This window comes from Paracoccus mangrovi, assembly GCF_042648425.1.
GTDB classification, from domain to species: domain Bacteria; phylum Pseudomonadota; class Alphaproteobacteria; order Rhodobacterales; family Rhodobacteraceae; genus Paracoccus; species Paracoccus mangrovi.
In genome coordinates, this window is sequence record NZ_JBHRXJ010000001.1 from 65,811 (window position 1) to 82,577 (window position 16,767).

16 protein-coding genes and 2 tRNA genes are annotated in these 16,767 nt (G+C 64.4%); 7 read left to right on the plus strand and 11 right to left on the minus strand.

The features are described 5' to 3' along the window. Positions 1 to 6: 6 nt before the first annotated feature. From ACFOMH_RS00305 to ACFOMH_RS00315, 3 genes are all read right to left on the minus strand, one after another. Positions 7 to 2,313, minus strand: coding sequence for a Tex family protein (locus tag ACFOMH_RS00305; RefSeq protein ID WP_377741882.1), 2,307 nt, complete (start codon positions 2,311 to 2,313; stop codon positions 7 to 9). Positions 2,314 to 2,407: 94 nt separating this feature from the next. After that, complete coding sequence (locus tag ACFOMH_RS00310) at positions 2,408 to 2,686, minus strand: hypothetical protein (RefSeq protein ID WP_377741884.1); 279 nt, start codon at positions 2,684 to 2,686, stop codon at positions 2,408 to 2,410. Next, a complete protein-coding gene (locus ACFOMH_RS00315; RefSeq protein ID WP_374422224.1) occupies positions 2,683 to 3,147 on the minus strand; it encodes a hypothetical protein in 465 nt (154 codons plus the stop codon). The genes ACFOMH_RS00310 and ACFOMH_RS00315 overlap by 4 nt, the downstream gene beginning before the upstream one ends. A 390-nt stretch (positions 3,148 to 3,537) precedes the next feature. Here ACFOMH_RS00315 and ACFOMH_RS00320 point away from each other — a divergent pair. Further along, positions 3,538 to 3,614: transfer RNA gene (locus tag ACFOMH_RS00320), tRNA-Met, on the plus strand. 100 nt (positions 3,615 to 3,714) lie between these two features. Here ACFOMH_RS00320 and ACFOMH_RS00325 read toward each other — a convergent pair. From ACFOMH_RS00325 to ACFOMH_RS00340, 4 genes are all read right to left on the minus strand, one after another. Beyond that, on the minus strand, positions 3,715 to 4,521 hold the full coding sequence (locus ACFOMH_RS00325) for a hypothetical protein (RefSeq protein ID WP_374421670.1): 807 nt from the start codon (positions 4,519 to 4,521) through the stop codon (positions 3,715 to 3,717). After that, positions 4,518 to 5,183, minus strand: a complete 666-nt coding sequence (locus ACFOMH_RS00330; RefSeq protein WP_374421667.1) for a class I SAM-dependent methyltransferase — start codon at positions 5,181 to 5,183, stop codon at positions 4,518 to 4,520. Before ACFOMH_RS00330 ends, ACFOMH_RS00325 begins: the two co-directional genes overlap by 4 nt. Positions 5,184 to 5,436: 253 nt before the next feature. Beyond that, positions 5,437 to 5,521: transfer RNA gene (locus ACFOMH_RS00335), tRNA-Leu, on the minus strand. 65 nt (positions 5,522 to 5,586) lie between these two features. After that, entirely contained in the window at positions 5,587 to 7,245 is a 1,659-nt protein-coding gene (locus tag ACFOMH_RS00340) for an NAD(P)H-hydrate dehydratase (RefSeq protein ID WP_377741886.1), read from the minus strand. 153 nt (positions 7,246 to 7,398) lie between these two features. Between ACFOMH_RS00340 and ACFOMH_RS00345 the strand changes: the two genes are divergently transcribed. Together ACFOMH_RS00345 and glnA are read left to right on the plus strand one after the other, a co-directional pair. Then, the gene (locus ACFOMH_RS00345; RefSeq protein WP_114348393.1) at positions 7,399 to 7,737 is read left to right on the plus strand and encodes a P-II family nitrogen regulator; all 339 of its coding nucleotides are present in this window, start codon (positions 7,399 to 7,401) and stop codon (positions 7,735 to 7,737) included. 75 nt (positions 7,738 to 7,812) lie between these two features. Further along, positions 7,813 to 9,219: a type I glutamate--ammonia ligase gene (gene glnA / locus ACFOMH_RS00350; RefSeq protein ID WP_374421665.1), complete on the plus strand. Its 1,407-nt coding sequence runs from the start codon at positions 7,813 to 7,815 to the stop codon at positions 9,217 to 9,219. Positions 9,220 to 9,318: 99 nt separating this feature from the next. Here the strand turns inward: glnA and ACFOMH_RS00355 are convergent, their stop codons facing one another. The 3 genes from ACFOMH_RS00355 to ACFOMH_RS00365 form a co-directional block, all read right to left on the minus strand. Beyond that, positions 9,319 to 9,846 carry a gluconokinase gene (locus ACFOMH_RS00355; RefSeq protein ID WP_377742359.1) on the minus strand — a complete coding sequence of 176 codons (528 nt, stop codon included), beginning with the start codon at positions 9,844 to 9,846 and terminating at the stop codon, positions 9,319 to 9,321. Beyond that, positions 9,843 to 11,219 (minus strand): GntP family permease, encoded by a 1,377-nt coding sequence (locus ACFOMH_RS00360; RefSeq protein ID WP_374421663.1) that lies wholly within the window; start codon positions 11,217 to 11,219, stop codon positions 9,843 to 9,845. Before ACFOMH_RS00360 ends, ACFOMH_RS00355 begins: the two co-directional genes overlap by 4 nt. 71 nt (positions 11,220 to 11,290) lie before the next feature. Then, positions 11,291 to 12,136 (minus strand): heme-dependent oxidative N-demethylase family protein, encoded by an 846-nt coding sequence (locus ACFOMH_RS00365; protein WP_377741889.1) that lies wholly within the window; start codon positions 12,134 to 12,136, stop codon positions 11,291 to 11,293. 76 nt (positions 12,137 to 12,212) lie between these two features. Between ACFOMH_RS00365 and purB the strand changes: the two genes are divergently transcribed. The 4 genes from purB to gap all read left to right on the plus strand — a co-directional run bounded on the left by purB (position 12,213) and on the right by gap (position 16,339). Then, positions 12,213 to 13,514, plus strand: coding sequence for an adenylosuccinate lyase (purB, locus tag ACFOMH_RS00370; RefSeq protein WP_374421660.1), 1,302 nt, complete (start codon positions 12,213 to 12,215; stop codon positions 13,512 to 13,514). Between the two features lie 90 nt (positions 13,515 to 13,604). Then, positions 13,605 to 14,684 (plus strand): flagellar motor switch protein FliG, encoded by a 1,080-nt coding sequence (locus tag ACFOMH_RS00375; protein WP_377741891.1) that lies wholly within the window; start codon positions 13,605 to 13,607, stop codon positions 14,682 to 14,684. Positions 14,685 to 14,855: 171 nt separating this feature from the next. Continuing rightward, complete coding sequence (locus ACFOMH_RS00380) at positions 14,856 to 14,999, plus strand: hypothetical protein (protein ID WP_374421657.1); 144 nt, start codon at positions 14,856 to 14,858, stop codon at positions 14,997 to 14,999. A gap of 338 nt (positions 15,000 to 15,337) precedes the next feature. Continuing rightward, positions 15,338 to 16,339 carry a type I glyceraldehyde-3-phosphate dehydrogenase gene (gene gap / locus ACFOMH_RS00385; RefSeq protein WP_374421655.1) on the plus strand — a complete coding sequence of 334 codons (1,002 nt, stop codon included), beginning with the start codon at positions 15,338 to 15,340 and terminating at the stop codon, positions 16,337 to 16,339. A gap of 110 nt (positions 16,340 to 16,449) precedes the next feature. Here the strand turns inward: gap and ACFOMH_RS00390 are convergent, their stop codons facing one another. Further along, the gene (locus tag ACFOMH_RS00390) at positions 16,450 to 16,752 is read right to left on the minus strand and encodes an antibiotic ABC transporter (protein WP_377741892.1); all 303 of its coding nucleotides are present in this window, start codon (positions 16,750 to 16,752) and stop codon (positions 16,450 to 16,452) included. Positions 16,753 to 16,767 lie beyond the last annotated feature (15 nt).

The window sequence follows — 16,767 nt, forward strand, 5'->3', positions numbered from 1 at the left end:
TTCCCCTCAGGACTTGCGCAGCGCGTTCAGCAGCGCGGCGCCAAGCGCGCCGGGACTCTCCGCCCCCGCCGGTTTGGCGGTTTTCGGGCCACGCGCGGGCGGCGACGCCTTGGGGCCGCGTTCGTTCTGCGTCTCGCGCGCGGCGGCGCCGCCATCCTTGCGCATGGTCAGACCGATGCGCTTGCGGGCCGCGTCCACCTCGGTCACGCGGACGCGGACCACATCGCCGACCTTTACCACCTCGTTCGGATCCTTGACGAAACGGTCGGCCAGCTGGCTGATATGAACCAGCCCGTCCTGATGCACCCCGATATCGACGAACGCGCCAAAGGCCGCGACATTGGTCACCGTACCCTCAAGCGACATACCGGGGCGCAGGTCCTTGATGTCCTCGACCCCTTCGGCAAAGCTTGCGGTGACAAAGCTCGGACGCGGGTCGCGCCCGGGCTTTTCCAGTTCCGCCAGAATGTCGCGGATGGTCGGCAGGCCGAAGCTTTCATCGACGAACTGCTCGGCCCGAATGCCCTTAAGTGCTGCGGCGTCGCCCATGATCTGGCGGATATCGCGCCCGCAGGCAGCGACGATCCTGCGCGCCACACCATAAGCCTCGGGGTGGACGGATGAGGCGTCAAGCGGCTCCTTGCCGTCGCGGATGCGCAAGAAACCTGCGCATTGCTCGAATGCGCGGGGACCAAGGCCCGCCACCTTTTTCAGCGCCGCCCGGGACGCAAACGCCCCTTCAGCATCGCGATGGGCGACAATATTCTGTGCCAGCGCCGGGCCAAGCCCCGCGACATGCGCCAAAAGCGGCGCCGAGGCGGTGTTCAGATCGACCCCCACCGCGTTCACCGCATCCTCGACCACGGTTTCCAGCGTACGGGCCAATTGGCGCTGGTCCACGTCATGCTGATACTGGCCGACGCCGATCGCCTCGGGCGGCACCTTGACCAGCTCGGCCAAGGGGTCCTGCAAGCGGCGCGCAATGGACACCGCCCCGCGCAGCGACACGTCCAGATCGGGAAATTCCTTCGCCGCCAGCTCGGATGCCGAATAGACCGAGGCGCCGGCCTCGCTGACGATGACCTTGACCGGTGCCTTGACGCCCGAAGGCAGACGTTTCAGCACATCGGCCACGAAACGCTCGGTCTCGCGGCTGGCGGTGCCGTTGCCGATGGCGATAAGCTCGATCTTGTGGCGCAGGATGGCGGCGGCCAAGGCCGCCTCGGCCCCGCGCAGATCGGATTTCGGCGGGAAGGGGTAAAGCGTCGCGGTCTCGACCACCTTGCCGGTCGCGTCGACCGCCGCCAGCTTGACCCCGGTGCGGATCCCCGGATCCAGCCCCAGCGTCGGCCGCGCCCCGGCCGGCGAGGCCAGCAACAGATCCTTGAGATTGCGGGCGAAGACCCGGATCGCCTCGGCATGGGCGCGGGTGCGCAATTCGGTCAAAAGGTCGATATACATCGTATTCGACAGGCGCACCCGCCAGCACCAGCCCGCGACCTTGCGCAACCAGTCATCCCCCGGCCCCGCGCCCAGACGCCCCAAAGCCGCCGCGACGATCCCCTCGGCCCGGGCGGCGCCGGTTTCGGGTTCGGGCGCGATACCGATGGTCAGCACCTCTTCCTTGGCCCCGCGCAGGATCGCCAGCGCCCGGTGCCCCGGGATCGTGGCCCATTTCTCGGCATGATCGAAATAGTCGCTGAACTTGGCGCCCGCCTGTTCCTTGCCCTCGGCGACGCGGGCCGAAATCACCGCCTCGGCCTGCATGAAATCGCGCAACCGGCCAAGCAGGGCGGCATTTTCGGAAAGCTCTTCGACCAGAATGTCGCGCGCGCCATCGAGCGCGGCTTTCACATCCGCCACCATATCAGAGAGATAGGCCTCGGCCAGCGTTTCGGGCTGGGCATTGCGGTCGTCCTGGATGGCACGAAGCAATGGCTCAAGCCCGTTTTCGCGGGCGATCATCGCCTTGGTGCGCCGCTTGGGCTTATAGGGCAGATAGATATCCTCAAGCGTGGCCTTGGTTTCCGCCCCGGCAATCGCGCGGGCCAGATCCTCGGTCAGCTTGCCCTGACCCTTGATCGAATCGAGGATCGCGGCGCGGCGCGCTTCCAGCTCACGCAGATAGGACAGACGCTCGGCCAGATTGCGCAGTTGCGTGTCGTCCAGCCCGCCGGTGACCTCTTTGCGATAGCGGGCGACGAAAGGCACGGTCGCCCCCCCGTCCAGCAATTCGGTCGCCGCCACAACCTGCGTGGCGGCGGCGCCGATCTCGGCGGCGATGGTACGGGCGATGCGGTCGGCTGCGCTCACGGGACGATCCTTTGAAACTTCGGACCACCGTCATAGCCCGACCGGCAAGGGTCGCCAAGCACCCGCACGCCCGCAGGCGCCAGCAGGCGCCAGCTCAGAGGAATTTCAGATCGTCACCGGCGGCAAGATCCGCCTCGACCTCGGGGGCGGGCGTCATGGCATCCGCCTCGGCATCATCGCCCCAAAGCGATTGATGCGCCGCATGCCAGCCCAGATCGGCAAACTGACCGCGCCGCGTTTCCCCCGGGCTCAGCACCCGCGCGCCCAGACCCTGCGTCTGACGCCAGAACCCCGCCGCCGCGCCGCGTTCGCCGCGCGCGCGCGTCCGTGCCGCACCCAGGGCGAAAAATCCGATATGATCGGCCAGACTCATGACAGGACCAGGGCCTTGCGCATGAGCTTGTCGAAATCCGGCGCAAGCCGCGGCATCCGCATGTCGCCCTTGGTCGTTTCCATCGCGCGGTAAAGATTGGCCAGATTGATCAGGTTCAGCCCGACCGGGCAGCGCCCGGTTTCGATGACCTGCACCGCGCCGGTGTCGCGGCAAAGAACCACCCCGATCAACAGCGCATTCGCATGGGCCAGCGTCTCGTCCTCAAGCTCGATATCGAACTGGGCTTCGGCCATGGCCCGGAACCCCGACAGATCGCCTTGCAGATAGAGGTTCTGCGCCTCGATCAGATAGCCTTCGCAGATCGAAAAGCCTTCTTCGCACCAATCGGCATAGGATCCCGAAAAGGCGATATCGGCGGCCGGGGCCTCGGACGAAATCGCGTCCATGTTGCGCAGCGCGGCCAGCGACGCGATCGGGGGATTTGATGACAGCGGGCGCATTTCGGTCACGCGCCAAGACCCGGTTTCAACCAACATAACTCACCACCAAACAATGCAATCCAAAGAAACTGACCCCAATAAAAACCATTCACGGGTTTCTGAACAGTTACCCTTTGGGACAGGTCGCCAAGTGCATGAAATTCCATTCAACAGCATGTTTCAAAACAATTATTCTTAAGAATTTATCTCAACCCAAGGTAATATGTCGGCAGCCCGGTTATCGGTCGAGGCGGCAGAGCGGGGACACGACTCATCCCCGGGACGAGTGCCCGCCGCACAGAGCCCGTGCCGTGTCGCGGCGGGGCGGGGAAATTTCAGGATCGTGGATGATTTTGTTGCCAAAGGCCCCTTGACGCCCCGCGCCGGGCACCGTAAATCCCCCAAACCCGTGGCGGAGTAGCTCAGCTGGTTAGAGCAGAGGAATCATAATCCTTGTGTCGGGGGTTCAAATCCCTCCTCCGCTACCACCGGGTCCCCAGACCGAAAATCATGACATTACCAGCCGGCGCCCCACCACCCGGCCCGGCCGGATGGTCGCATGGACCGGCGCGGCACAGGCGCCGGAACTCATATGAAATCGCGGTACTGACTTGCGTCCCAGGCGTGATTCCAGCTCGGAATCGGCGTGCGCCAATCCGGCCCATAGGTCGCCTCGAGATATTTCAGCGGGTCACGCGGAACCGGACAGTCATGGTCAAAGAACCGCATCGAGGCGACCGGAAACACGTCCCCGAAATTCAGACTGCCGCGACGGCTGGGAAACCATGACACCCGCCGGTCGGGATCGATAAAGCCGATAAAGACATCGGTGCCGGCCTGTCGGTTCCGGGCCGTGCTGACATGGTTGAGATTGGCGGATTCCGCCGCCGCATAGTCATGGCGCCGCAAGAGCGCCCGCAGTTCCGTCAGCACCTTGCGAAAGGTCAGCCTGCGGCGCGCGGGCAATGCGACGATCAGATCCATATCATCGTCATGCGCGATCATGTCGCCGTCGCGGATCATGCCCAGCACAGAGCCAAAGCCGAAACAGACATGCGGCGTAAGCTCGTTGCGCAACAGATCGACCAGTTCGATTGAGCGGCCGACATAGTTCTTTTTCTGCGCCTCGGACCAGAAGCGAAAGGACCGCTTGATGCCGTGATTGCCCCATTCCAGCCGGCGGCCGAACAACAGGCCGTCATTGACGGCGCCGATGATGCGCTTTCGCTCCGCAGGCGTCAGCGCCTCGTCGGCGCGCAGCTGGGCATAGGCGTCGTTATATTCCCCCGCAAGCGCAAGCCGGCAGTAATGGTCCAGCCGGCTTTCGACCTTGCTTGCGGCGGGCGCGACGGCCTCACCCTCGGACAGCGCGGCAACCCGCAGCACAAGGCTCATGGGGTGGCAGTCTTCCGGAACACGGCGCGGGCGACATAGGCGTCGTCATTCAGGTATTTGGCATAGCCATAGCCCTCGACGCCGTATTCCTCGACAAAGCCGGAACGGACGGCATTGGCCACGACCTGCGCCGGCTCGACAAAGCGGCGGAAATGCGGCTGCGTGACCTTGGCGCCGTTGGCGTCTCGGATGGTGCGATATTCGACCGCCAGCCGGTCGCCCGGACGCAAGGCCGCCGCCATGTCGCGAAAAAAGCAAAGCTCGTCTTCATCGCTGATCGCGTGCAGGAAGAAACGGGCATAGGCCAGCGCCGGCCCGCCCGAGCGCCCACGCGCCTCAATCAGCGTCTGGCCGAACGCATCGGTCCCGACCGCGCAGCAGGCAAAGCTGATCCGTTCAAGCCCTTGTGCGACGCGGCTTTGTTCACAGCCCGCGATGGCCGCCTCGGACCCGTCGATGGCAAAGACATCGAAGCCGTGGCGCGCGAAGAACAGACTGTCGCGCCCGGTGCCACAGCCGACCTCGATGATCAGATGGGCGTCGCCTGCTTCCTGGGCGGCAAAGGCCGCGAATTGCGACGGCGCCGAAAGCTTCAATGCGTCGCGCGACGCATAGAAGTGATTCCAGTATTCGTTCTTGTCGTTGGAAATCGTCTGTAGCAAGCCGTGACTCCCCGGCATCGATTGGGTTTTGTAACGTTTTTGCGACGCTACAGGATCGCAACGACCGCTACAAATTCTCATTGCTTTGCCGCGCGATCTCGTGAAATGCGCCGGTCCGGCAGCCGATGCGCAAACGCAAGTCAAGATATTGATCGGTTTTGAAAATATGCGGGATTCAGGCCAAATGGAGGAACGGCAAAAAACCGCTGAACCACCGCGCGGTCACACGCTTTAGTCTTGATTATCAAAAACTTGGTGCGGGTGGAGGGACTTGAACCCCCACGCCTTGCGGCGCCAGAACCTAAATCTGGTGCGTCTGCCAATTTCGCCACACCCGCAACGAGGGCGCTTCTAGCAAAGCGAAAGGGCGGGCGCGAGGGGATTTTTGCGCGCCCCGCACATCCTATGCGCCAAGATCGCGAAACACGCCCGGGATCTGATCGGGCAGGTCATCGGCGATCAGGCCGGGGCCGAAACGGCGCGCGGCGGCGGCATGCAGCCAAGCCCCCATAGCTGCGGCATCCAGCGCCGGCAGACCGCGCGCCAGAAGCCCGGCGATCAACCCGGCCAGCACATCGCCCGAACCCGCCGTCGCCAGCCAGGGAACGTCGGATGCGGAATGGATGACCGCCCGGCCGGTTAAATGCGGGTGCGCGCGCGGCGGCGGCTCGGCGATCACCGTATCCGGCCCTTTCAACAGGACGACCGCACCGGATCGCGCCGCCGCATCGCGCACGGCATCAACCCGGGAATAGGCCGGCCCCTTGTCCGGCCGCGCGTCAAGCCGTTCGGCCAGATCCGGGAAAAGACGCGCGAATTCACCCGCATGCGGGGTCAGCACGCAATTCCGATGCAGCCCCGCAAAACCCTGCGTCGCCAGCGCGGTCAGCGCATCGGCGTCAAGCACGCAAGACCGCCCCGACCCCAGCAGCGCCGGCAACAGCCCCGCCGCGCGGTCGATCCCGCAGCCGGGGCCAAGGCACAGACCGGTGATCCGCCCGTCGCGCAGCAGCCCGATCAGGGCATCCCCATCATTCACGCCGCGCCGCATGAGCGCGTCGGGCGGGCCAAGATACTCGATCAGCGCCGATTGCGGCGGACAGATCGTGACCAGCCCGGCACCAACCCGCAACGCCGCCCGCGCCGAGAGCCGCGCCGCACCGCCCTGCCCCATGCCGCCGGCCAGGATCAGTGCGTGGCCATGGCCGAATTTGTGGCGGGCATCCCCTTCGCGTTTGGTCAGCCATGCGGCGCGCTTGCGCTTTTCGTCCGCGAAACGCCGTCTGTCGGCGATCTCGAACCCGGGCCAGATCGCGCTCAGGCTGGCCATTCGTTGGGTCCGCCACGGGGCGCCGTTTCGCGACGGCCCGGCCTCTGTCTCGCGCCATTCTCGCAGGCCGATATCGGCGATCACCAGTTCGCCACAGCATTCCGGGCCGCGTTCCAGCAGGTGGCCTGGCTTGGGGCTGTCAAAGGCGACGGTCAGCGCGGCGCGCAGGTTATGCCAGACCGGCTGGCGCGCCTGCCCCAGAAAGGCGCCGCTATCGAGACACAGGCCGCTGGGACAATCCACCGCGACCAGCCGGGGGCGGTAAAAGGCTGCGTCGCCCCCATATCCGTCAAGACAGGACAGGATCGCAGCGATCTCGCGCCCGGGCGGGCGGGTCAGGCCGGTGCCAAAAATCGCATCGACATAGACGTCACAGTCCGGGCCCGAGCGCAATTCAGCATCGGTCAGCGGCAGGATCGGACCAAGCGCCAGCCATTGCCGCCGCATCTCGGCCGCGTCCGGGCCGGGGGTATTGTCGATCCCCAACACCCGCACCTGCCATCCGGCCCAGGCGAGGTGGCGGGCAATGACATAGCCGTCACCGCCATTATTGCCCGGCCCGCAGAGCACCGTCGCCCGCCCCGGCCGGGGCCAGCGCAGTCGGATATGGCCGGCCACGGCGGCGCCCGCGCGTTTCATCAGCTTCAGCCCGGTCACCTTGCCGCTGGCCATCGCGGCGGATTCGATGGCGCGCATTTGGGCGGTGGTCAGGATTTCGGTTCCGGATAGCATTTCAATTGCCCAAATTATACGCAGTTTGCGCAAATATCAGGCAAAAACACCAGAGGGGCCATTTCCCGGCTCTGATCCGCGCCAGCCTGCTTTACCTGTCCCATCAAACCCGCCAATCAGGGCGCAGGCAAGTCGCGACAGAAGGATCAGGCGATGAAGAAAGTCGAAGCCATCATCAAGCCGTTCAAACTGGACGATGTGAAAGAGGCTCTTCAGGAAGTCGGCGTCCAGGGCCTTTCGGTGACCGAGGTCAAGGGCTTCGGCCGTCAAAAAGGCCATACCGAACTCTATCGCGGCGCGGAATATGTGGTCGATTTCCTGCCCAAGGTCAAAATCGAGATGGTGCTGCCCGACGATCTGGTCGAGGCCGCCGTCGACGCCATCGTCTCGGCCGCGCGCACCGAAAAGATCGGCGACGGCAAGATCTTTATCCTGCCCGTCGAACAGGCGATCCGCATCCGCACCGGCGAGACCGGCGACGACGCCGTCTGATCCCCGCCACCGTTTTATTCACGATGATTCATGCCCGGCAGCGGCGCCGGGCCGACTGATGGAGGAAATACCCCGATGAAAGTCAAGGACGTACTGGATCTGATGAAGGACGAGGATGTCGAATATGTCGACGTCCGCTTCACCGATCCCAAGGGCAAGTTGCAGCACGTCACCCTTGTTGCCGATCTGGTCGATGAGGACTTCTTTGAAGAAGGCTTCATGTTCGACGGCAGCTCGATCGCCGGCTGGAAGTCGATCGACCAATCCGACATGAAGCTGATCGCCGATCCCTCCTCGGTCTATATCGACCCGTTCTATGCCGAAAAGACGCTCTGCGTGCATTGCAACGTGGCCGAGCCCGACACCGGCGAGGCCTATTCCCGCGACCCGCGCGGCACCGCCGTCAAGGCCGAGGCCTATCTGAAATCCAGCGGAATCGGCGACACCGCCTATTTCGGCCCCGAGGCCGAGTTCTTCCTGTTCGACGACGTGCGCTATTCGGTCACCCCGCAAAAGGTCTCGTTCGAGATCGACGCCGTGGACGCCGCATGGAACACCGACACCCCCTATGAGGACGGCAACCTTGCCCATCGCGCGGCCCATAAGGGCGGCTATTTCCCGGTGAACCCGATCGACACCGCCCAGGACATCCGCGGCGAGATGCTGTCGACGATGAAGCGCATGGGCATCAAGGTCGACAAGCACCACCACGAGGTCGCCACCTGCCAGCACGAGCTGGGCATGATCTTTGGCGGGCTGGTCGAACAGGCCGACAACATCCAGAAATACAAATACGTCATCCACAACGTCGCCGCCGCCTATGGCAAGACGGTGACCTTCATGCCCAAGCCCATGAAGGGCGACAACGGTTCGGGCATGCATGTGAACATGTCGATCTGGAAAGACGGCAAGCCGCTGTTTGCGGGCGACAAATATGCCGACCTGTCGCAAGAGGCGCTGTATTTCATCGGCGGCATCCTGAAGCACGCGAAAGCCCTGAACGCGCTGACCAACCCGGCGACGAACAGCTACAAGCGCCTGATCCCTGGCTTCGAGGCCCCGGTTCTGCGTGCCTATTCGGCCCGCAACCGCTCGGGCTGCGTGCGTATTCCGTGGACGGAATCGCCCAAGGCCAAGCGCGTCGAGGCCCGTTTCCCCGATCCGGCCGCGAACCCCTATCTGGCTTTCGCAGCCCTGTTGATGGCCGGCATCGACGGCATCAAGAACAAGATCGACCCGGGCCCGGCCTCGGACAAGGATCTTTACGATCTGCCGCCCGAAGAGCTGGCCGAGATCCCGACCGTCTGCGGTTCCTTGCGCGAAGCGCTGGAAGAGCTGGAAAAGGACATGGACTTCCTGCTGCAAGGCGACGTCTTCACCCGCGACCAGCTGGAAAGCTATATCAAGCTGAAATGGGAAGAGGTGTACGCCTATGAGCACACCCCCCATCCGGTCGAATACGCGATGTATTACAGCTGCTGATCCGGCGGCTGATCACGACGAAAGGAAAGCCGCCCCTCGGGGCGGCTTTTCACATTCTGAAACGGGCAAGACCGTCCGGCAGGCGGCGGGCGTTCCGGCCTAGCCGTCGCCCGTTGGAACAAGCCCCAGCAGGCGCAGCGCCGCATCCACCTGATCCTCGACCGACAGCGCCATGTCGACGACGACGCCATCCTCATCCGGCGCCAGCATCTCAAGCGTGGCCAGCTGCGAATCCAAAAGCTTGGCGGGGAAGAAATGCCCCTCGCGGTGGCCGAGCCGGTCGGCCAGGATCGCGCGCGTGCCGTGAACATGCAGGAACCACACATGCGGCGCGCCGCTGCGCAGGATGTCGCGATAGCTGCGCTTGAGCGATGAACAGCCCAGGACCGAGCTTTGCCCCAGCGCCTGATGGCGCGCCAGTTCGGCCGCCAGCGCGCGCAGCCATGGCGCGCGATCCGCATCGGTCAGGGGGATGCCCGCATGCATCTTTTCGACATTGGCGGGCGGGTGAAAAGCGTCCCCCTCGGTATAGGGCCAGCCAAGCCTGCGGGCCAAGGCCTCGCCGGTGGTGGATTTGCCGGCCCCCGAAACGCCCATCACGACGATATGCTGCACCACGCCGATCATAGCAGCCACCAGCCGATCAGCGCGAAACCAAAGCCGATGCTGCCCAAAAGCGTCTCCATCACCGTCCAGGTCCTGAGCGTGGTCTTTTCATCCATGTTCAGGAACCGACCCACCAGCCAGAAACCGGAATCGTTGAAATGGCTCAGCACGGTCGCCCCGCAGGCGATGGCGATGACCAGAAAACACAGGTCGAATTCGCTTAGCCCGGTGGTCGCGGCAACGGTCGGCGCGATCAGCCCGGCCGTGGTGGTCAGCGCCACGGTCGCCGATCCCTGCGCCACCCTGAGCGCGGTCGAGATCACGAATGCCGCCACGATCAGCGGCAGCCCGACCGTTTCCAGACTGCCGGCCAGCGCCTGACCGATGCCGCTGGCGCGCAAAACGCCCCCGAACATGCCGCCGGCCCCGGTCACCAGAATAATGGCGCAGATCGGCCCCAGCGCGCGATCCATGATCCGCTCGATATCGCTATTGCTGCGCCCCTGTCCCAAAAGCGGGATCGAGGCGATGACCGTGATCAACAGCGCGACCGGCGTCTGTCCGATCAGCCGCAGCAAGGTGACCCAGACCGCCTCGCCATCGATCACCCCCATCGTGGCCAGCGTGTTCAGCCCGGTGTTCAGAAAGATCAGCACCAGCGGCAGCATCAGCACCGTCATCACCCGGCCAAAGGCGGGCGGGGTGCCGCGCGCGGCGTCGGCGGCATCGACCCCCAGAAGCTCTGGCACCGGCAGGTTGAACCGCTTGCCCGCCCAAAGCCCGAACAGATAGCTGCCCAGATACCAGGTCGGCAGCGCCACGATCAGCCCCATCAACAGCAAAAGCCCGATATCGGCCCCCAACAGATCGCCCGCCGCGACCGGACCGGGATGGGGCGGCACAAAGGCATGCATGACCGCAAAGGCCCCCGCCGATGGCAGCGCATAAAGCAGGACCGATCCCCCAAAGCGCAAGGCCACGCTGAAGATGATCGGCAGCATCACCACCAGCCCGGCATCGAAAAAGATCGGAAACCCGAACAACAGCGAGGCCACGCCCAAGGCGAATGGCGCCCGGTTTTCACCGAATTTGTTGATCAGCCGGTCGGCCAGCACCTGCGCCCCGCCCGACACCTCGAGCATGCGCCCGATCATCGCCCCGAAACCGACCAAGAGCGCGACCGAGGCCAGCGTGCCCCCGAACCCCTCAAGCAGCGTCGGCACGACCTTGGCAAAGGGAATCCCCGCCGCCAGCGCCGTCAACAGGCTGACCAGCACCAGCGAGACAAAGGCATGCAGCCTGAAATGCATGATCAGGATCAACAACAGCACGACCGCGCCCGCCGCGATACTCAGCAATGTTGCGGTGCCATAGATGGGTTCAATCTGGTTCATCTGATCCTCCTGCGCGTTGAATGTCCTTGAAGATATTGGCTTTTGCGTTCCGGGCGCGGGTCCCCGGCGGTCTAGGCGGCCTCCCGGATCGGAAATTCGGCAAGCGTCTGGCGCTGGTGATCGTCAAGATCGTCGGGCCGCACCACCGAGGTATGGATCGAAAACACCACCGCCCCGGTTTCCGGCAACCGGAACAGGCATTGCCGCTCGACCCGGATAAAGGGCAGATCGCCCTCGGGGGCGCGGCCCTGTTCCTCGGTTCGGGGGTTGTGCAGGGGGGCGTTCGAATGATGTGCGGTGCCGCGCAGCAAGCCCATGCCCGGACGGATTCCATCCAGCAGGCGCTGGACACGGCGGCCGATATCCTCAGTATATTTCGCGACCGGCCGGTGGATGCGCATCATCGGCCGCATGAATTTCTGCTCCAGCGTCCAGCCGGCGGGAAAGCACAGGATGGCGCCGCCCAGAACATGCTCGTCCTGATCGCCGTCCTGATCGCCGTCATGCCCCGCGTCATGTCCCGCATCCCGAGCCTCGCCGCCCGGCATCATCAGACACAGATCCTCGGCCACCAGCCGGCCCAGCGTCAGCAAGGGCCGCGACGGATCCGGCCGCACCGTCACCCCGTCGGGCCGCCGGATCGCCCCATCGGTACCGAAATCATAGCCGCGCCCGGGCAAAAGCCCGATGATCCAGGCATAAAGTTCACCCGCCGCAGTGGCGCATTCGGGCGCCAGCCGGTGAACGCGCTCGGGCGTCCCGCCGATAAGCCTGTCGCGCAGCGCCATCTGCGCGCCAAAGGCATCGTCGATCAACAGCCAGTCGGCGGCATCGACCGGGATCGTGCCCGGCAGCCGCCGCGTGCGCGGATCGGCCCATGGCGCAAAGACAAGCCGCTTTTGCAGGATATCACTCATACTGCCATCTTGCGCGCGGCGCGGTTGCGGGCAAGGGGGCACATCGCTACAACCCCCGCAAAGACAGGAGAGACCGATGATCCCGCGCTATTCCCGCCCCGAAATGACCGCCATCTGGTCGCCTGAGACCAGGTTCCGCATCTGGTACGAGATCGAAGCCCATGCCAGCGACGCCCAGGCCGATCTGGGCGTGATCCCGCGCGAGAACGCCGAAGCCGTATGGAAGGCCAAGGATGTCGAATTCGATACCGCCCGCATCGACGAGATCGAGGCCGTGACCAAGCATGACGTCATCGCCTTCCTGACCCATCTGGCCGAACATATCGGCGCCGATCAGGCGCGCTTTGTCCATCAGGGGATGACCTCGTCGGACGTGCTCGACACCACGCTGAACGTCCAGCTGGTGCGCGCCGCCGACATCCTGCTGGCCGATATGGACCGGGTGCTGGCGGCGCTGAAGACGCGCGCCTATGAGCACAAGGATACCGTCCGCATCGGCCGCAGCCATGGCATCCATGCCGAACCCACGACCATGGGCCTGACCTTCGCGCGCTTTTACGCCGAAATGGCGCGCGGCAAGGCCCGGCTGATCGCGGCCCGCGACGAGGTCGCGACCGGCGCGATTTCCGGCGCGGTCGGCACCTTCGCCAATATCGACCCCCGGGTCGAGGAATATGTCTGCAAGATGATGGGCCTGCGCCCGGAACCGATCAGCACCCAGGTCATTCCCCGCGACCGCCACGCCATGTTCTTTGCCACGCTGGGCGTCATCGCCAGCTCGATCGAGAACATCGCCATCGAGATCCGTCACATGCAGCGCACCGAGGTGCTGGAGGCCGAGGAATATTTCAGCCCCGGCCAAAAGGGATCCTCGGCCATGCCGCACAAGCGCAACCCCGTGCTGACCGAAAACCTGACCGGTCTGGCGCGTCTGGTGCGCATGGCGGTGATCCCGGCGATGGAGAACGTGGCGCTTTGGCATGAACGCGACATTTCGCACAGCTCGGTCGAACGCGGTATCGCGCCCGACACGACCATCACGCTGGATTTCGCGCTGAACCGGCTGGCCGGTGTCATCGAAAAGCTGGTCGTCTATCCCGAGAACATGCTGCGCAACATGAACAAGTTCAAGGGTCTGGTCATGTCGCAGCGGGTGCTTCTGGCGCTGACGCAGGCCGGCGTTTCGCGCGAGGATGCCTATCGGCTGGTACAGCGCAACGCCATGAAGGTCTGGGAACAGGGCGCCGATTTCAAGACCGAGCTTCTGGCCGATCCCGAGGTCACGGCGGCGCTTTCGCCCGCCGAGATCGAGGAAAAATTCGACCTTGGCTATCATACCAAACATGTCGACACGATCTTTGCGCGGGTATTCGGATAAAATTCGCGACAAGTTAGGGCGGGTAAATTAACCCGTCCTTCGCAATTTGCTGACAGATTGCCTCTGAACGTAATGATACGGGGGCAATTCATGGGCATCGCAGCCATCGGACAGCCGGCGCTCAGTGCCCGGCAGAAAGCGGCCGTGATCGTGCGGCTGGTTCTGGCCGAGGGCGAGGATATCGACCTTGCCCGGTTGCCGCCCGAATTGCAGACCGATCTGGCGCAGGAAATGGCGCTGATGGGCATTGTCGATCGCAAGACCCGCAATGCCGTGGTGGCCGAATTCTGCGAAATGCTGGAATCCGTGGGCGTGTCCTTTCCGGGCGATATCGACGGCACGCTCGACCTGCTCGATGGGCATCTGTCGCCCGACACCACCGACCGGCTGCGGCGGATGGCGGCGCTGAACGGCGCCGGGGATCCCTGGGACCGCATCGCCACCATGTCGCCCCCGCTTCTGGCGGCGCTGGCCCGCACCGAGGCCGTCGAAATCGCCGCCGTCATGTTTTCGAAACTGCCGGTCCCCCGCGCCACCGAGGTCTTTGCCCAGCTCGACAGCGAGCTTGCGCGCCAGATCGCCTATGCGATGAGCCTGACCGGCGGCATCACCACCAAGGCGTTGCAGCGCATCGGCACCGCGCTGATTCAGGCCGCCGATGCCGTGCCCCAGCCCCCGCTTGCCGGAAAGGCGGGCGAAAAGGTCGGCGCGATCCTGAACTCTTCGCCCTCGTCGATGCGCGACAGCGTGCTCGAAGGTCTGGATCAGGAGGATGCCGATTTCGCCGGCGAAGTGCGCAAGAGCATCTTCACCTGGGCGCATATCCCGACGCGGGTCGATCCGCGCGACATTGCACGCGTCACGCGCGAGGTCGACAATGCCGTGCTGATCAAGGCTCTGGCCGGCGCCAAGGGCAAGGATGTGCCGACGGTCGACTTTCTTCTGGGCGGCATTTCCTCGCGTCTGGCCGAAACCATGCGCGAGGAAATGGGGGCGCTTGGCAAGGTCTCGACCCGCGATGCCGAAGAGGCCATGGATCAGGTCGTCGCCGCCATCCGCCGCATGGAGGCGGCCGGGGATCTGTTCCTGATCGCGCAAGAAAGCGAAGCCGGTGACGAGGACGCGGAAGAAGGCGATCCCGGCACAGCCGCCGATGAACCCGCCTCCTGATCGCATGCCATGATCGCCACGCGCCACGTTCTGGTTCAGGGGGGCGGTATCCGGCCCTTGCCTGCGCGGAAAGGCTGGCCTAGCAAACGGGTCATCCGGTAGGTGCCGCATACCGGGATCCAGGCTTCGGGGCCGGCGCGGCATGCCGGCCCGCATGCAGGAAGGTTCGCCATGACCAATCAGATCGCCGCAACGATTGCTCTGCTGATTCTGGCGGTCTTTCTGGCGGATGCATTGGTGTTTCATTGGGGGCTGCCGGTCATCCTGGGCCGGCAGATGGTCGGGATCATCGAATATCTCAGCTTCTGGCGCTGAGATTTGCGCAACGCGCGCGCCCCGGTCCCGGCACCGGGGGGCCGCGGGCCAAGATCGCCGCATCCGACCTGCGCGGTCCGCCGGACATAGGGCAGCCTGCATCCCGTTACCCGGGCCAGAGCCTTCCCGACGGTGCAGACCCCACCCCGAACCGAACCGGCCGCGCGAAATGCGCGCATCACCACCGACACGGCCCGTCGCCCCCTCCGCCTCCTCTGCCCTCGCGGATTTGACCGCATCCGGCCCGCTTTTCGCCCGATTTCCGGCTTCTGGCATTTGCATCCCCGGTCAATGCGGGCTATTTGCAGGCCGAACATCATCAGCGGCGGAGGAACCCCATGGCTGTCAAGGTGGCGATTAACGGCTTTGGCCGGATCGGTCGAAATGTATTGCGGGCAATCATCGAATCGGGACGCAAGGATATCGAGGTCGTGGCGATCAACGATCTGGGTCCGGTCGAAACCAATGCGCATCTGCTGCGCTACGATTCCGTCCACGGCCGGTTCCCTGCCACGGTCACCGTGAACGGCGACAGCATCGATGTGGGCCGTGGCCCGATCAAGGTCACCGCGATCCGCAACCCGGCGGAACTGCCTTGGGGTGATGTCGATATCATTCTGGAATGCACCGGCCTTTTCACCTCCAAGGAAAAGGTCAAGGCGCATCTGTCGACCGGCGCCAAGCGCGTGCTGATTTCCGCCCCGGGCGAGGATGCCGACAAGACCATCGTCTTTGGCGTGAACGACAAGACGCTGACCAAGGACGATATCGTCGTCTCGAACGCCAGCTGCACCACCAACTGCCTGTCGCCCGTGGCCAAGGTTCTGAATGACGCCATCGGCATCACCCGTGGCTTCATGACCACCATCCACAGCTATACCGGCGACCAGCCGACGCTGGACACCATGCACAAGGATCTCTATCGCGCCCGCGCCGCGGCGCTGTCGATGATCCCGACCTCGACCGGTGCCGCCAAGGCCGTGGGTCTAGTCCTGCCGGAACTGAAGGGCAAGCTGGACGGCGTCGCCATCCGCGTGCCGACCCCGAATGTCTCGGTCGTCGATCTGGTGTTCGAGGCCGCCCGCGACACCTCGGTCGAAGAAATCAACGCCGCCATCAAGGCCGCCGCCGATGGCCCGCTGAAAGGCGTTCTTGGCTATACCAACGAGCCGCTGGTCTCGTCGGATTTCAACCACGATCCGCACAGCTCGGTCTTCCACATGGACCAGACCAAGGTGATGGAGGGCAAGCTCTGCCGCATCCTGACCTGGTATGACAACGAATGGGGTTTCTCGAACCGCATGTCGGACACCGCGGTCGCCATGGGCAAGCTGATCTGAATCGGCTGGCCTGAAGCGTCAGGCCTTGCAAAGAAATCAAGCGCGCCCCTGCAAAGGTGGCGCGCTTTTGCATTGAGCCCCAGAGCTGCCCGACGGCCGCCCCTGGCCGGTTACGTCTTGCGCGAAAGCCGCCGCATATTGGCCCGCGTCCGCCGGCGATAGGGGCGCAGCGCCGCCGCCATCACCCGATCGGCACGTTCGCCCCGCCCCGCGGCACGCAATGCGGCATGCAGGGCCTCGGTCGCGGCATCGGCCTTTTCCATGACCATGCGCTGCGGCTCGGCGACGTCCTGATCCAGCACCCCCATCAGCCCCGCCGTTCGCAGAGCGATGACCATCTGCGCCTCAAAAGCCATATGGGCCATCTGCTGCCAAAGCAGGATCGGGGCGCGAAATGTCGAAAAATCCATCATGCCAAACCCATACCT

What these genes read in the sequence shown, in the direction of transcription:
- ACFOMH_RS00310 (WP_377741884.1), bottom strand. Translation starts at nt 2,686, where the DNA reads ATGAGTCTGGCCGATCATATCGGATTTTTCGCCCTGGGTGCGGCACGG.
- ACFOMH_RS00315 (WP_374422224.1), bottom strand. Translation starts at nt 3,147, where the DNA reads ATGCGCCCGCTGTCATCAAATCCCCCGATCGCGTCGCTGGCCGCGCTG.
- ACFOMH_RS00325 (WP_374421670.1), bottom strand. Translation starts at nt 4,521, where the DNA reads ATGAGCCTTGTGCTGCGGGTTGCCGCGCTGTCCGAGGGTGAGGCCGTC.
- ACFOMH_RS00340 (WP_377741886.1), bottom strand. Translation starts at nt 7,245, where the DNA reads ATGCTATCCGGAACCGAAATCCTGACCACCGCCCAAATGCGCGCCATC.
- ACFOMH_RS00345 (WP_114348393.1), top strand. Translation starts at nt 7,399, where the DNA reads ATGAAGAAAGTCGAAGCCATCATCAAGCCGTTCAAACTGGACGATGTG.
- glnA (WP_374421665.1), top strand. Translation starts at nt 7,813, where the DNA reads ATGAAAGTCAAGGACGTACTGGATCTGATGAAGGACGAGGATGTCGAA.
- ACFOMH_RS00355 (WP_377742359.1), bottom strand. Translation starts at nt 9,846, where the DNA reads ATGATCGGCGTGGTGCAGCATATCGTCGTGATGGGCGTTTCGGGGGCC.
- ACFOMH_RS00360 (WP_374421663.1), bottom strand. Translation starts at nt 11,219, where the DNA reads ATGAACCAGATTGAACCCATCTATGGCACCGCAACATTGCTGAGTATC.
- ACFOMH_RS00365 (WP_377741889.1), bottom strand. Translation starts at nt 12,136, where the DNA reads ATGAGTGATATCCTGCAAAAGCGGCTTGTCTTTGCGCCATGGGCCGAT.
- purB (WP_374421660.1), top strand. Translation starts at nt 12,213, where the DNA reads ATGATCCCGCGCTATTCCCGCCCCGAAATGACCGCCATCTGGTCGCCT.
- ACFOMH_RS00375 (WP_377741891.1), top strand. Translation starts at nt 13,605, where the DNA reads ATGGGCATCGCAGCCATCGGACAGCCGGCGCTCAGTGCCCGGCAGAAA.
- ACFOMH_RS00380 (WP_374421657.1), top strand. Translation starts at nt 14,856, where the DNA reads ATGACCAATCAGATCGCCGCAACGATTGCTCTGCTGATTCTGGCGGTC.
- gap (WP_374421655.1), top strand. Translation starts at nt 15,338, where the DNA reads ATGGCTGTCAAGGTGGCGATTAACGGCTTTGGCCGGATCGGTCGAAAT.
- ACFOMH_RS00390 (WP_377741892.1), bottom strand. Translation starts at nt 16,752, where the DNA reads ATGATGGATTTTTCGACATTTCGCGCCCCGATCCTGCTTTGGCAGCAG.